We start from the raw sequence: 13,654 nt of genomic DNA, 5'->3' as shown, positions 1-13,654 counted from the left end.
ATGCTGTAAAAACGTATAATTTATTGTATCTAATTTGTGAAAAAAGAGGCTTACGTATGGAAGAAATTCTTGATTTGTTGCGGCAGAATGCGCGTCTTTCGGTTGAAGACATTGCGGCGATGACTAAAAAATCTGCGGCGGAAGTGAAGGCTATCATCAAAAAACTTGAGGATGACGGAATTATCTTGAAGTACGCTGCCATTATAAATCCGGAAAAGGACGTAGAGTCAAAGGACAAAGTTCGTGCTGAAATTCAAATTCAGGTAACGCCGGAGCGCGAACACGGTTTTGATGCGATTGCGGACAGGATTTATCGTTTTCCGCAGGTGAAGTCCGTGTACCTTATGAGCGGCGGTTATGATCTTAAAGTTATTATTGAAGGCGATTCTCTTCAGGAAGTGGCATTTTTTGTTTCAGGAAAGCTTTCTACGCTTGAGGGCGTGCGTTCTACAAAAACATGCTTTATTTTAAAGACGTACAAAGAAAACGATATTGTTTATGTTGAAGACGACCGTGATAACCGTGAAGGAGCGATGGCATAGTCCGGCAGTTTGCGGTTATTCGTGTGAGGGGAAGACGCCAGATGCGTTTTTTTCTTTGCAGAACGGGGTGCGCTTTTTGTTTTTACTGGAGTTTTACTATGAATACAAGGGAAGATAAATTCAGTTCGGCTATGATGAGGACGCCGCCGAGCGGAATCCGTAAATTTTTTGAGATGCTTATCGGGCATGATGATGTTATTTCGCTTTCGGTGGGAGAACCTGATTTTCCGACGCCGTGGTGCATAAGGGAGGAGGCGTTCTACCACCTTGAAAAGGGGCACACGAGCTACACGAGCAATTGGGGTTTGATAGAACTGCGCGAAGAGATTGCGAAATATATGGAACGGTACGGAATGTACTATAATCCAAAGAACGAGATTTTGATTACGGTCGGCGCAAGTGAGGGTGTTGATGCTGTTCTGCGCGGCATTCTTAATCCTGAAGATGAGATTATCGTGTGCCAGCCGTGCTACGTAAATTATACACCGCTTGCGGAACTGTGCTTTGCAAAGGTTGTGCCTGTTGATACGAGTCTGAACGGTTTTTATCCTACGGCGGAGCAGATTGAAAAGCTTGTTACGCCTAAGACGAAAGCGCTTATGATTTGTTCGCCGAACAATCCTACGGGTACGATGATTCCTAAGGCGGAGCTTGGAAAGATTGCGGAAGTGGTGAAGAAGCACCAGATTTGGGTGATTTCTGACGAGATTTACTGCGAGCTTGCATACGAGGGCGAAAAGCACTGTTCTATCGGTAGTTTTCCGGGAATGAAGGATTATACGATTATTCTGAACGGTTTTTCAAAGTCGTTTGCTATGACTGGATGGCGAATTGGTTATATTGCCGCGCCTGCGGAACTTCTTGCGCAGCTGGTAAAGGTTCACGGATACAACACAATCTGTGCGCCTATTTTCAGCCAGTATGCGGCGGTGGAAGGGCTGCGGAACGGATGGAAGGAAGTAGAAAAAATGCGCGTAAGCTATCAGCAGAGGCGTAATTTAATGTACAAGGCTTTTTGTGATATGGGACTTCCTGTTCCTGAGCCGACGGGCGCATTTTATATGTTCCCGGATATAACTTCTACAGGGCTTACAAGCGAGGAATTTGCGACGCAGCTTTTCCAAAAGCATAATGTTGCTGTTGTTCCGGGAAGCGTGTTCGGTGCCGGCGGTGAAGGTCACATTCGGTGCTGTTATGCTACGGCAGTTGATAAGATTAAGATTGCGCTCGGCAAAATAGAAGAATTTGTTGAGGAATGCAGAAAAAATAAGGCGCGCTAGAAACGGCGGCAGACGGCTGCGGTTTTTGCCGCGACAGGCGAGAAGAGCGAGGAACAGGTAAGTATGATAGGAGTTTTGATTGCCATTATTACAGGTGCAGGTCTTATTTGTATTTTAATGGCAGTTTCCGGGCTGCAGAAAAAAAGTGCGAACGTGCAGGGTAAGGGAAGGTCTAAGAATAATCTTGCCGTTATCCGTGACTGTACGAAGAAAATTTCAAAAGATCCTCACAATGTAGAAGCGCTGAAAACGCTTGCTGACATTTATTACACCGATTTGAACTATGAGAGGGCTTTTCCGCTGTATCAGACGCTGTTCAAGCTGATGGGCGTTCACGTGGAGATTGACCAGCAGGTTGTTTCACAGAGATATGGTGTCTGTGCTTTTAAGCTTGGAAAATTTGACGAAGCGATGGCTGGTTTTTCAAAGGTTTTGCGGCTTAATCCTAAAGATTACGAGGTTAATCTTTACGTTGGAAAGATTATGCTTGAGAAAAAGGATTTTGAAAAGGCTCTTTTATGTCTTAAGCGTGCCGTATCTATCCGTCCTGATTCTAACGAAATATATGAACCGCTTGCCTTTGCTCTGTTTGAGGCTAAGAAATACCGTGAAAGCCTTATGTATTTGAAAAAAGTACTTGATGAAAATCCTGAAAACAAACAGGCACTGTTCTATTTTGCAAATGCAATGGAAGAATGTTCAATGAACGATAAGGCACTGAAAATTTTTATGCATCTTCGTCCTGATGCAAAATTCGGTCCTGAATCTTGCGTTGAAGCTGGACGCATACATGAAAAGATGGGGCAGTATGATAAGGCAGTTCAGGATTATGAAATTGCTCTGAAACTTGAAACTATCAGTCAGGAAATTAAGGTGACTGTTTTTTATAAACTGGCGCAGTCGTATATTGCACAGCATAATATTGCAAAAGCACTGTATTATTTAAAGCAAATTCAGACGGTAAGTCCTAATTACAAGGACGTAAATGCACTTGTATTGCGCTATCAGGAGCTTAACCAGAACAATAATTTGCAGGCGTACCTTATGAGCGGAACGAGTGATTTTGTCGTTCTGTGCCGTAAGATTGTAACGGGATTTTATCCTGATTCATTCGTTAAGATTGAGGACGTAAACGTTGCGGCGGAAAGCATTGAAGTTCTTTGTACGGTTGAATCTATGAAATGGTCTGACTCGGAACTGTTCCGCTTTTTCAGGAGTACCGGCTCTATTGGCGAACTTTATGTGCGCGACTGTCATTCAAAAATGCGCGATATAAAATGCGACCGCGGTTTCTGCATTTCTGCCGGTACGTTTACTGCCGAGGCAAAAAAATATGTTGAGGGAAGACCTATTGATTTAATCGAAAAGGCAAAACTTATACAGATTTTGAAAAAAATTGACCTTTAGTACAAATACCAGTTATTTTTTCTGAATAATTACGAGGTTCCGTTCGCGCGGATTTTTCTGACTGTCTGTGAGGAACGGAACGAAAAGCGGTTCTGCTTTGTATTCCGGGATTATGTCAGAAATTGCGTTCATTTCTTCCGTAATGCTTTCTTTTTTTGCCTTGTATGCTGCAAGAAAACCATTTTGAGCGGTAAGATTAAGCAGGGTTTTTGCCATTTTTTTATCGAGCGGGCGGAATGCGCGGAATGTTGCGATGTCAAACGATTCTGGCGAAACTTTTTCTGCTTCTGATTTTAGGACGATAACGTTATTAAGTCCGAGAATTGCTGCCGCATTTTCCAAGAAGGCGCAGCGTTTGTCCATTCGTTCTACAAGGGTGAAATTGAATGTGGGAAGAGCCGCCGCAAGAGGAATGCCCGGTAGTCCTCCGCCAGAACCGATGTCTCCGATTTTTATGCAGGCTGATTTTTTTTCAAGATGTCCGGCAAGAATGCAAATCTGCTTTACGGCGGAAAGGCTGTCTAAAATGTGGTTTACGGCGATTTCATCGAAGTCGCTTGTGTTGGTAAGGTTGTATGCGGAATTGAAAAGAATAAGTTCTTTTATGTAGCGTTCCATTTTAGGAAGAAGCACGGTGATTTCTTCTGATGAAAAATTAAGTTTTGTAAGTCCGTCTTTTAAAATGTCTGCCATTATTCACCTATATCCAGTAATAAATCAAGATTCCAGTCCGGTGCTGTTGAACGCAAGGATACAAGATTTCCAGCTTTTGAGGCCTTCAGGTTCTTTTTCTGCGCAAGCTGGTAGACAAGCGAGTAATCATTCTGGTAATCCTGAACGACTGCCGGCTGAACATCGTAGCCTTTTGAAGCACCGCAGTTTCCGTCTGCCTTGAAAAGAAGGTAGAATGTTTCTTCCCTGACTGTGTTGTCTGAAATATACCTGCGGTCTGCCGTAAGGAGAAATGAACCGTCCTGTTCCTGCCTGCTGAAATAGACTGTGCGGCAGGTGTCAAGAATGTTATAGCCGTTTATGACGAACCGCAGGATTGCAGGGCGCTGTGATTTGTCCGGCTGTATATAGGGCAGGGCGGCATTTTGAGAGGCTGTATTTTTTCCGCTTTTGTCTGTTTCGTCGGACTGTAATTTTTCGTCCTGTTCTTTTTTCAGTTCGTTCAGCTGTTCAAGGATTTTTGTAAGCAGAATGTCTGTATTGGAAGAAGAGTTATAGGAAGATGCGTTTCCGGCAAGTCCGTAAATTCCGTTGAGAAGTCCGTTTTGACCGAGCAGGGTAACGTCTGACGCTGTAAGCCGGGAACTTTCCAAATCAGAAGAACTTTCTGATGAAAGAAGCGCGGAAAGAAGGTCAGTTTTTTGCGTTTCGGACTGCGTGGCTGCGGTATTTTTCTGCGCGGAAGACTGTGCCGTTCTGCTGTTTGATGCAGATTTTTTTTGTGAATAGGCATTGTTTCCCGGTCTGTAGAACGGACTTCCGATTGTCGGGGCAGAGATTGAAGGCATTGACGGCGCATCAGAAACTGCCGGTAATGACGGCATAGCAGGCATTGCCGGTGCGTCGGAAGAGCTTTGTGCATTTACGGAATGCAGGGAAAACAGCGTAAAAAGGCACTGCAATACAGCCGCATAAACAGAACGTTTATAAATTTGCAAGCGATTCCTCCACCAGTTCAAGGCGTTTTGAAAGCTGCTGAATTGTTTTTTCAAGGCGGCTTTTCTCCCGTTCAAGCTTTTGCTTGGGGTCAATTGATTTTGCCGCCATTGCTTTCTGGCGCATCATTTCTCGTACGCCGACGGGGCTTTTTCCGTCCAGAAATTCTTTTTCAACTTCTGCGCGTTCGTCCTTTTTATGCACGGAAGCAACGAGTTTCATATTGTCAAAGCCGATTGCCGGATTTACCGGAACTGCGGCAACTTTCTGGATTTCCTTTGCTGAATTGCGCGGAAGGCACAGGACGCGGTCGATATAGTCTTCGTAGCGGATGTTTGCCGCTTCGCAAAGTTCGTGCGCTTTCATCAAAAGTTTTCCGAATTCCTGCATAAGGCGTCCGTTTTCTGCAAGATATTCTTTTTTGATTTTTTCCGTTATTTCTGCAAGTTCAGGCGATTCTTCTATTGAAAGCTTGTAGTAGCCTTTTTCTTCCGCAATTGTAATGAGTTCGTTGAATCGCGCCCAGAATGCCTGATTATGAACTTTTGCATTGTATACGGCTGCTACTCCGAGAGTATTTAAAAGGTTTTCTGCATTAAGATGATGGGTGTATTCGTGTACGGCTGTGTAGATGAGCTGGTTATCCGTCTTGAAATTCTTGTTATGAAGCAGGATTTCATGCGTGTCCGGGGAATATAGTCCGTTTACCCGTTTGCTTTCCTTTCCTGTCTGGGTAACGGTAAAATCAAGTTCCGTTGGGGCTATATCCATCAGTATTTCTTTTATGCGTGCGTTTTCCATATTCTCAGTATATCCTTTTTTTGTTATTGTAACCACCCGCACTCTGCGGAAATGACGGCGGCGGAAACTGTTGCGGCTGTTTCGGTGCGCATAATGCGTTCGCCCATTCCGCAGCGGATGAAGCCGTGTTTTTCAAGAAGGGTTCGTTCGCTGTCTGTCCAGCCGCGTTCGCTTCCGATTGCGGCGATGACGTTTCTGTCTGCTGGTGTTACTGCACTTTCCGAATTGTATTTTTTGAGTGCGGAAACAAGCGTTTCTTCCGGGCATACATTGTCAAGCGCAAGGAGAAGCGGTTTTTGTTCCGGCGGACAGTTTTTGTCCTGCTCTTCTTCCATTTTTTCAAGGCATTCTTTTAAATTTTGATGCATAAAAAGCGCCGGAATGTGCGTTCCTGCTGCCTGAACGGTTCCGTCAAGGAGCATTTTATATGCTGTACTCGGTTCTGCAAGCGAAGACTTAAGGTATGATTTTTCGCCAAGTTCAGTTCCGGTAAGGCGGATTGTGCATACGCCCAGAGCAGCGATGTCGCGGAGGAGGCGCTTTAGTTGAATTGGTCTTGGAAAGCCGATAATCATTGTAAGAGGGTGGAGAGGCTTTCCGCCGGATTTCGGGGTGAATGTGTATTCTATAGAGTCCGCAGTTATTTTTGTGATTAATGCCGTTCCTGCCATTCCGCCGATAATTCCGGCAGAAAAAACGTCGCCTTCTTTTTTATGAAGGATTTTTATAATATGTTCGCCGCGTTCGTCCTTTATGGAAAGTGGCTTTTCTATTTCATCTTTTGAAAAAAGGCAGATATTCATAAGAAAAATATATCAGAATATTTTGATATGTACTATGATTTTTTTCCGCGGTGCAATGCGTGTTGATAAACCTTTTCAAAACCTTTATACTGTGCCCCTATGAGTTCAGAAACACGCCTTTTTGAGCGTTTTGATGATATTGGCAGAGTTGAATCGTCAGAATTGTGTCCGCTTTCCGGAATTCTGGATAATGTCAGCCGGGAAGGTTGCAAAGTTCACTACAATTTTCCGGTTGTCGTCGACCTTGATAACGATTATGAAATAAAAATGACTTTTGCCCGAAATGCTTCTGAAGGAAGTTTGCAGTTAATTTGTCATCCTCAATGGGTACGTGAAGAAAACGGCTGTACGGAAATCGGCTTTAAAATCCTTCCGTCAAAAGAATATCCACGGCTTGTTGAATATATTGAAAAGCTCGGTCTTGAAGCAAAAAGCGAAGATTTTGGAAGCGAAATCAACAGTTCAAGCTGTCAGTTTATCTAGTCATAAAATGAACGAACATACGTCGGAAATAAAAACAGAAAATCTGAAAGGTGCTGCTTTTTTATCATTCCCGGAAATGCAGGGAATGCTTCTTTCTGAATTGCGCGGCAGGCTTAATTTTAATTCAAAACCTTCTGCGATATACGGCGATTTGCTTTATTTCGAGGACTTTCCTGTTTCTTCCATCAAAAATCTGAATGACATTCCGTATTGGGCGCGGACGGTAATGCTTGAGCCGAAAATCATACATTTTAACTCAATAGGCGAGGCGGCATCTTCCCTAAAGTCTGTTCAGAGGAACTGGGCGCCGTATCAGTATCAGTTTTTCCGCCGTGCAAATTTAATTCAGGAAAAGCTGCCGTACGTTAATTTGAAGGTGCGGAAGTTTCCGGCGCGAATACCGAATTCTCCGATAGGGCTTTATACGCTTATAGATGAAAAAAAGATGATTGCTTCTGCGCATACGTCCAGTTCACTTCCTGCAGGGCAGATTGTATTTGAGGAAGATCACGAAAATCCGCCGAGCCGCGCGTATCTTAAAATACAGGAAAGCCTTACGATGGCTCAGCTTTTGAACGGAACTGCGCTTCCTAAGGAAGGAGAACGCTGTTTTGAGGCCGGAGCGTGTCCGGGAGGGTGGACGTGGGTTCTTGTAAATCTTGGCGCTTCTGTGTACGCAGTTGACCGCGCGGAACTTTCTCCGGAACTTATGCAAAATCCACTCGTAAAGTTTCAGGCGCACGATGCGTTTACCTTAAAGCCTTCAGAAGTCGGACGTTGTGACTGGGTTTTTAGCGATGTAATATGTTATCCAGAGCGATTGTACAAATGGGTCTGCGAATGGCTTGAAAGCGGTCTTGTAAAAAATATGATTTGTACGATAAAAATGCAGGGAGAAACCGACTGGAGCATTATAAAAAAGTTTGCGGATATTCCGGGAAGCAGGATAGTCCATTTAAATTACAACAAGCACGAACTTACCTGGATTCATACTACGTCATAAAAAAATACGAAGAATTTGCTGCAATGCTTTCTTTTATTTGATGAATTTAAAAAATGTTGATATAATATATGAAATCTTGGGTATATCGTTATGAATGAGAATTTACCAGTAGTAGACGTTGCCAAAATAAGAATGGCAATAAACGCAGAAGCTCCGTTAACTATAACAACGTATACATTGCCGCACAGAATGGAGCTTTATATGAATGCAGTACTTACCACTTTTTTTAAGGAACTGCATCAGGAATATATGATTCAGTATCTGATTTACTGTCAGAACGAGCTCGTTACAAATGCAAAAAAAGCGAATACAAAGCGCATTTATTTTAAGGAAAAAAATCTTGATATAAACAAACTTTCTGATTATGAAGAAGGAATGAAGACTTTTAAATCAGATACGCTTGGGAATATTTCTTTTTATCTTGCAAAGCAAAAGGAAGCCGGACTGTATGTAAAGCTTGTCCTTCAGGTGAAGAACGGTATGATTCTTATGGAAGTCGACAACAATTCGGAACTTACCTATTTTGAATTCAAGCGCATTCACGACAAGCTGTGCCGGGCGCAGCAGTATACTTCTGTGGAAGATACGATAAATCAGGTTCTTGACGATTCGGAAGGCGCCGGTCTTGGTCTTGTAATAATGATTCTTATGCTTAGAAAACTCGGAATGTCAGAAGATAATTTTAACACATTCTGCGAAAACGGCGTAACAAAGACGCAAATTCTTCTTCCGATGAACAAGGAATTTGCGAATGAAGTTTCTGTCATTTCAAAAGAACTGGAAAAAACTATAAACGATCTGCCTCAGTTTCCGCGCAACATTATAAAATTAAGGGGAATGCTTGATAATCCGGATTCAAACATCAGTGATATAGCAATGCTTATTTCGCAGGACGTTTCCATCACCGGTGAAATTCTGAAACTTGCAAACTCTTCTGCGTTCGGACTTTCAAATAAATGCGGAAACGTTACTGATGCCGTAAAACTTATAGGTTTTGACGGAATAAAAAAGCTTCTTTTTTATTTAGGTTCTGCGCAGGTTCTTTCCAAACTTCCGGGAAATGCAGAAATCCTTTGGCTCCACGCGTACAGGGTTGCGTTCATTTCGTATAACATTGCAAAAAATTATTTTCCGTCAGATAAAGAACTTGTCGGAGATTCTTATGTCTGCGGTCTTATGCACGATATGGGACGGATTTTGTTCGAGGGAATTCATCCGTCGTATCTTGAAAAAGTAAAGGATATTTGTTCAAAGAAGGGAATAGATATCAATATTTTTGAAAAACTGCTTTCTGGAGTAAACCACGCGGAACTTGGTGCACGGATTGCGGAAAAATGGAATTTCCCTCAGGAAATCGTTGATGTTGTTCGGTATCATCATACGCCTTCCGCTGCACCGGAAGCTTCTGCCGTTCTTGTAAAGATTATTTTCCTTGCGGACATTATGGTTCATTATATTTCACAGGAAATTGACTATTACCAGATAGATAAAGATATTCTTGCGTACTTCAAATTTTCTTCGCAGAAACAGTTTGACGAAGTAATTGAAAAACTGAAGTCCGGCTATGACAGCATAACGTTCTAAAAGCAGGAAGCCGTATGCTTAATACCGTAATTATCCAGCCTCCTCTTGTACAGTTGAATACGCCGTATCCGTCGGGTGCTTATTTGCGCGCGTTTTTTACTGCACTTTATGAGGAAACAAAAACAGAAGGTGCGGTGGAATGGCTTGATTTAAGCAATGCGCTTTTCCACCGTATTTTCTGCCGGGCGGGACTGGAATTTATTTTTAAAAAGACGGCGTTTCTTGCCCTTAAAAAAGCTGATTTTTTTGAGCGAAACGGCGATGACAGTTCGGCATTCCAGTTGCGGAGATTTGTTTCGTCAGCGGAAAACTGGTGCCGGTGGATAGATACTGTTATTGCGATTGTCTGCCGCAGTAAAAATGTTTCTGGCAGGGAGTTCGTGCACGAATTCGTACGCTCCGCACATTCACCGCGCGGAAATCGTATGGAGCAGTATCTTAGCGGTCTGAACCGTGATGTTACGGCTGATGACAGTCAGATTCTTGCAAGCCTTGCCCTTGCGGATTTAGCCGACTATATTTCGGTCGTTTATGACGAAAGTTTTTCATTGATAAGATATGCGGAGCATCTTGCGGTAAGTACGGCGGATTTTTCTCAGGCGGTGGCAGGTCTTTCTTCCCCTGTATTGAACGATTTTTACAAGCCGCTTCTTCAGGAAAAACTGCGTCCTTTTTTAGGCGGACGGGCGCTGTTCTGCATATCAATTCCTTTTCCGGGAACGTTTGAGGCGGCACTTTTTACGGCAAAGGAAATACGCGTGCAGTTCGGTAACAAGGCGATTGTTTCGTTTGGCGGCGGCTACGTTAATACGGAACTACGGACAGTAAAGGAAGCGAGCCTCTTTGATTTCTGCGATATATTGAGCTACGACAAAGGTTACGGAAGTTACGTTGATTTTTTTGAAAATGACTGCGCGCTTAACGGAAAGCAGCTTTATAAAATCAAGTACCGTTTTAACGGTTTGGTGATTGAGCCGCTCCATCATTCTGAGCGTCTTGAGATGCGCGAAAAATCGTATATAAAAAAAATCATTCCTGATTTTTCGGGAATAGATTTTGATTTATATCCGCGCCTTGCCGACGATACAAATCCTATGCACCGGATATGGAATGACGGCGCCTGGCTTAAGGCGTATATGGCATACGGCTGTTACTGGCACCGCTGCGCGTTCTGCGATACGTCGCTTGACTATGTAAAAGGCTATTGTTCCACCGATATTTCTGCTTTGTACAACGGACTTCATAATCAGGCGGAAAAGACAGGCGTTTACGGAATTCATTTTGTAGACGAAGCGTGTCCGCCGGCAGGAATGCAGCTTTTCGCGCTTAAAAATTGCGCCGTGCCGCTGACTGGTGCGGAAAAAAAACGCCTTACCTGGTGGGGAAACATCCGGTTTGAAAAAACTTTTTCACGCGATATGGCAGATTTGCTTTCGTACGGCGGACTTACGGCTGTTTCCGGCGGAATTGAAATTGCGACAGGAAACGGACTTAATTCGGTGAACAAAGGCACGAGTCTTGAGCACATCGTTTCTGCCTGCTGTGCGTTCAAGGAAGCAGGAATTTTAGTTCATTCGTATATGATTTTTGGCTTCTGGAATCAGACGGAACAGGATTTGATTGATTCTATGGAAACGCTGCGCCAGCTTTTTGAGGCAGGACTTTTGGATTCTGCGTTCTGGCATAAATTTTCGCTTACGCTCCATTCAACAGTTTACCGCGAATGGACGGAAGGAAAACACACGGATTTAAAACCACTTCCGCTGAAAGAAGGGCAGTTTGCGGAAAATGCTCTTTCGTTTGCAGGCGAAAACCGTTCGGAAAAATATGCAGAAAGCCTGAATTTTGCGCTTGACTGCTGGATGCACGGCGAAAAGCTTAAGAAAAAGGTAGAAACTTATTTTCCATTCAAAATGCCATCGCCGTCTGTTCCTGCTGATTATGTAGAACGCCTGATTACGCTGTATGAAAAAAAACGCGATGCGGCTTTCAGTACCGTTCCTGATAGCCGTGCAAAATTTGTGTGGATTGGTGGAACGCCTGTTGTTCTTCCTGCAAAAAACAGTTTCCGGCTCTGCTGGTCGTATATGGGCGAGCTTTTTTACGCCGAGTCTGAGCCTGGCGCAGATTGCGGAAAAGCTGATTTTGTCGTTTCTTTTCTAAAAAAAATAGCCGCAGAGCGTTTTTCTGACAGTTCAGAAGCGTTTTCTGCGGCGACGGTTCTTTCCTCTTTGGGAAAGGCGCTTTTCTTTCAGCTGCGCGGAAAAGGACTTTGCGCCCTTTTATAGAACTACAGCTGTTTTATAACGTTTACCATTTCGATTGCGCCGAGCGCACAGTCGTATCCTTTGTTTCCTGACTTTGAACCGGCGCGTTCGATTGCCTGTTCGATGTTTTCAGTAGTAATTACGCCGAACATAACAGGAACTCCGTTTTTCATACTTGCCTGTGCAATTCCTTTTGAAACTTCCGAGCAGACATAATCGTAGTGGGTTGTAGAACCGCGTATTACTGCACCAACAGCGATTACTGCATCGTATTTTCCGCTTGCAGCCATTTTATCTGCAATGACAGGAATTTCAAATGCGCCTGGTACCCAGACAGAAGTAATGTTTTCTTCTTTTACGCCGTGCCGGACAAGACCGTCGACTGCACCACCAAGCAGTTTGTTTACGATGATTTCATTGAAACGTGACGCAATGATTCCGACTTTCATTCCTTTTGGAGCTACAAGATTTCCTTCAATAGTGTTCATTTTTTTCTCCCAATTTATTAAGTTTGAAATTTAACTCTGATAATTCAGTTATATTTTTTCGGTAAAAAGATGACCCATTTTATCGCGCTTTGTTTTAAGATAGAATGAATCATACTTTTGAGCCGGTATTTCAATTGGTATTCGTTCTGTAACTTTCAGTCCGAAGCCGTCCAGTCCGTATACCTTTCCCGGATTGTTTGTAAGCAGATGAAGGCTTTTTACGCCTAAATCGCGCAAAATCTGCGCTCCTATCCAGTATTCGCGCAAGTCCGGCTTAAATCCAAGCTTTACGTTTGCTTCTACCGTGTCATAGCCTTCTTCCTGAAGCATATACGCCTTTAGTTTGTTGATAAGTCCTATTCCGCGTCCTTCCTGACGCATATACAGAATTATTCCGCGCCCTTCATTTTGAATTTTCTGCATTGCGGCTTTTAGCTGAGGACCGCAGTCGCAGCGCTGTGAGCCGAACACATCACCTGTAAGGCATTCTGAATGAACGCGGCATAGTACGTTTTCACCGTCTCCGATGTCGCCTTTTACAAGCGCAACGTGATGTTCTCCGGTGATGTCGTTTACGTAGCCGTAAATGTCGAATTCGCCGCATTCTGTAGGGAGTTTTGCCTTTGCTTCCTGCGATACGTGCTTTTCGTGGATGCGGCAGTAATCCTGCAAATCTTTTATTGTTATGAATTTGAAGTTATATTTTTTTGCAACTTCCCATAGTTTCGGTGTGCGCATCATAGTTCCATCGTCGTCCATAATTTCACAGCACAAACCGCACTGCTTCAGTCCGGCAAGGCGGCACAAATCAACAGTTGCTTCCGTGTGTCCGTTGCGCACAAGGACTCCGCCTTTTTTTGCAATTAACGGAAACATATGACCCGGACGGCGGAAATCCGTAGGAACAGAAGAATCGTCAACGCATTTTAGGGCGGTAACCGAGCGTTCTGCTGCGCTTATGCCTGTTGTGGTGGAAATGTGGTCTATGGATACGGTGAATGCCGTTTCGTGATTGTCAGTATTTTCTGCAACCATAGGATAAAGTCCCAGCTTGAGGGCAAGTTCTTCGCTCATCGGCGTACAGATAAGACCTTTTGCGTGGCTTGCCATAAGGTTTACATTTTCCTGAGTGGCAAATTCCGCGGCACAAATCATATCGCCTTCATTTTCGCGCTCCGGGTCATCAGAAACAAGGATAATCCTTCCTGCCCGGAGTTCTTCCAGTGCTTCTTCAATCGTATTGTATTTATATTCCATTTTTTCCTCCATAAAAAGTCAAGAAGATTGTTTCAACAATCGATTGACTTTTTATGCCGCTTCGCAATGAA

13 protein-coding genes are annotated in these 13,654 nt (G+C 43.6%); 7 read left to right on the top strand and 6 right to left on the bottom strand.

Annotation, left to right across the window (positions count from 1 at the left end; genetic code table 11):
- The first annotated feature begins 56 nt into the window (after window positions 1–56).
- The 3 genes from B5D55_RS00930 to B5D55_RS00920 all read left to right on the top strand — a co-directional run bounded on the left by B5D55_RS00930 (window position 57) and on the right by B5D55_RS00920 (window position 3,229).
- Entirely contained in the window at window positions 57–542 is a 486-nt protein-coding gene (locus B5D55_RS00930) for an Lrp/AsnC family transcriptional regulator (protein WP_078932099.1), read from the top strand.
- A gap of 98 nt (window positions 543–640) precedes the next feature.
- A complete protein-coding gene (locus B5D55_RS00925) occupies window positions 641–1,822 on the top strand; it encodes a pyridoxal phosphate-dependent aminotransferase (protein ID WP_078932098.1) in 1,182 nt (393 codons plus the stop codon).
- A gap of 63 nt (window positions 1,823–1,885) precedes the next feature.
- Window positions 1,886–3,229, top strand: a complete 1,344-nt coding sequence (locus B5D55_RS00920) for a tetratricopeptide repeat protein (RefSeq protein WP_078932097.1) — start codon at window positions 1,886–1,888, stop codon at window positions 3,227–3,229.
- 12 nt (window positions 3,230–3,241) lie between these two features.
- Here the strand turns inward: B5D55_RS00920 and rsmG are convergent, their stop codons facing one another.
- The 4 genes from rsmG to B5D55_RS00900 are packed head-to-tail and all read right to left on the bottom strand — an operon-like array spanning window position 3,242 to window position 6,501.
- Entirely contained in the window at window positions 3,242–3,922 is a 681-nt protein-coding gene (gene rsmG / locus B5D55_RS00915) for a 16S rRNA (guanine(527)-N(7))-methyltransferase RsmG (RefSeq protein WP_078932096.1), read from the bottom strand.
- Window positions 3,922–4,899 carry a hypothetical protein gene (locus B5D55_RS00910; RefSeq protein ID WP_078932095.1) on the bottom strand — a complete coding sequence of 326 codons (978 nt, stop codon included), beginning with the start codon at window positions 4,897–4,899 and terminating at the stop codon, window positions 3,922–3,924. The genes rsmG and B5D55_RS00910 overlap by 1 nt, the downstream gene beginning before the upstream one ends.
- Window positions 4,886–5,698, bottom strand: coding sequence for a hypothetical protein (locus B5D55_RS00905; RefSeq protein ID WP_078932262.1), 813 nt, complete (start codon window positions 5,696–5,698; stop codon window positions 4,886–4,888). The genes B5D55_RS00910 and B5D55_RS00905 overlap by 14 nt, the downstream gene beginning before the upstream one ends.
- A gap of 23 nt (window positions 5,699–5,721) precedes the next feature.
- Window positions 5,722–6,501 carry an RsmE family RNA methyltransferase gene (locus B5D55_RS00900; RefSeq protein ID WP_078932094.1) on the bottom strand — a complete coding sequence of 260 codons (780 nt, stop codon included), beginning with the start codon at window positions 6,499–6,501 and terminating at the stop codon, window positions 5,722–5,724.
- 99 nt (window positions 6,502–6,600) lie between these two features.
- Here B5D55_RS00900 and B5D55_RS00895 point away from each other — a divergent pair, with 99 nt between their 5' ends.
- From B5D55_RS00895 to B5D55_RS00880, 4 genes are all read left to right on the top strand, one after another.
- A complete protein-coding gene (locus B5D55_RS00895) occupies window positions 6,601–6,984 on the top strand; it encodes a hypothetical protein (protein WP_078932093.1) in 384 nt (127 codons plus the stop codon).
- Window positions 6,985–6,991: 7 nt separating this feature from the next.
- Window positions 6,992–7,987 (top strand): SAM-dependent methyltransferase, encoded by a 996-nt coding sequence (locus B5D55_RS00890; protein WP_078932092.1) that lies wholly within the window; start codon window positions 6,992–6,994, stop codon window positions 7,985–7,987.
- 90 nt (window positions 7,988–8,077) lie between these two features.
- Window positions 8,078–9,571 (top strand): HDOD domain-containing protein, encoded by a 1,494-nt coding sequence (locus tag B5D55_RS00885; protein ID WP_078932091.1) that lies wholly within the window; start codon window positions 8,078–8,080, stop codon window positions 9,569–9,571.
- 14 nt (window positions 9,572–9,585) lie between these two features.
- A complete protein-coding gene (locus B5D55_RS00880; protein WP_078932090.1) occupies window positions 9,586–11,859 on the top strand; it encodes a radical SAM protein in 2,274 nt (757 codons plus the stop codon).
- A 2-nt stretch (window positions 11,860–11,861) separates the two neighbouring features.
- Here the strand turns inward: B5D55_RS00880 and ribH are convergent, their stop codons facing one another.
- Together ribH and B5D55_RS00870 are read right to left on the bottom strand one after the other, a co-directional pair.
- Entirely contained in the window at window positions 11,862–12,326 is a 465-nt protein-coding gene (gene ribH / locus B5D55_RS00875) for a 6,7-dimethyl-8-ribityllumazine synthase (RefSeq protein WP_078932089.1), read from the bottom strand.
- Window positions 12,327–12,374: 48 nt separating this feature from the next.
- Window positions 12,375–13,583 (bottom strand): bifunctional 3,4-dihydroxy-2-butanone-4-phosphate synthase/GTP cyclohydrolase II, encoded by a 1,209-nt coding sequence (locus tag B5D55_RS00870; RefSeq protein WP_078932088.1) that lies wholly within the window; start codon window positions 13,581–13,583, stop codon window positions 12,375–12,377.
- Window positions 13,584–13,654: the final 71 nt, after the last annotated feature.

Origin of the sequence: Treponema porcinum (assembly GCF_900167145.1) — a bacterium.
Classification (GTDB): domain Bacteria; phylum Spirochaetota; class Spirochaetia; order Treponematales; family Treponemataceae; genus Treponema_D; species Treponema_D porcinum.
Note: the sequence above shows the minus strand (reverse complement) of the source record. Positions and strands in the feature narration are given on the sequence as shown.

What these genes read in the sequence shown, in the direction of transcription:
- B5D55_RS00930 (WP_078932099.1), top strand. Translation starts at nt 57, where the DNA reads ATGGAAGAAATTCTTGATTTGTTGCGGCAGAATGCGCGTCTTTCGGTT.
- B5D55_RS00925 (WP_078932098.1), top strand. Translation starts at nt 641, where the DNA reads ATGAATACAAGGGAAGATAAATTCAGTTCGGCTATGATGAGGACGCCG.
- B5D55_RS00920 (WP_078932097.1), top strand. Translation starts at nt 1,886, where the DNA reads ATGATAGGAGTTTTGATTGCCATTATTACAGGTGCAGGTCTTATTTGT.
- rsmG (WP_078932096.1), bottom strand. Translation starts at nt 3,922, where the DNA reads ATGGCAGACATTTTAAAAGACGGACTTACAAAACTTAATTTTTCATCA.
- B5D55_RS00905 (WP_078932262.1), bottom strand. Translation starts at nt 5,698, where the DNA reads ATGGAAAACGCACGCATAAAAGAAATACTGATGGATATAGCCCCAACG.
- B5D55_RS00900 (WP_078932094.1), bottom strand. Translation starts at nt 6,501, where the DNA reads ATGAATATCTGCCTTTTTTCAAAAGATGAAATAGAAAAGCCACTTTCC.
- B5D55_RS00895 (WP_078932093.1), top strand. Translation starts at nt 6,601, where the DNA reads ATGAGTTCAGAAACACGCCTTTTTGAGCGTTTTGATGATATTGGCAGA.
- B5D55_RS00890 (WP_078932092.1), top strand. Translation starts at nt 6,992, where the DNA reads ATGAACGAACATACGTCGGAAATAAAAACAGAAAATCTGAAAGGTGCT.
- B5D55_RS00885 (WP_078932091.1), top strand. Translation starts at nt 8,078, where the DNA reads ATGAATGAGAATTTACCAGTAGTAGACGTTGCCAAAATAAGAATGGCA.
- B5D55_RS00880 (WP_078932090.1), top strand. Translation starts at nt 9,586, where the DNA reads ATGCTTAATACCGTAATTATCCAGCCTCCTCTTGTACAGTTGAATACG.
- ribH (WP_078932089.1), bottom strand. Translation starts at nt 12,326, where the DNA reads ATGAACACTATTGAAGGAAATCTTGTAGCTCCAAAAGGAATGAAAGTC.
- B5D55_RS00870 (WP_078932088.1), bottom strand. Translation starts at nt 13,583, where the DNA reads ATGGAATATAAATACAATACGATTGAAGAAGCACTGGAAGAACTCCGG.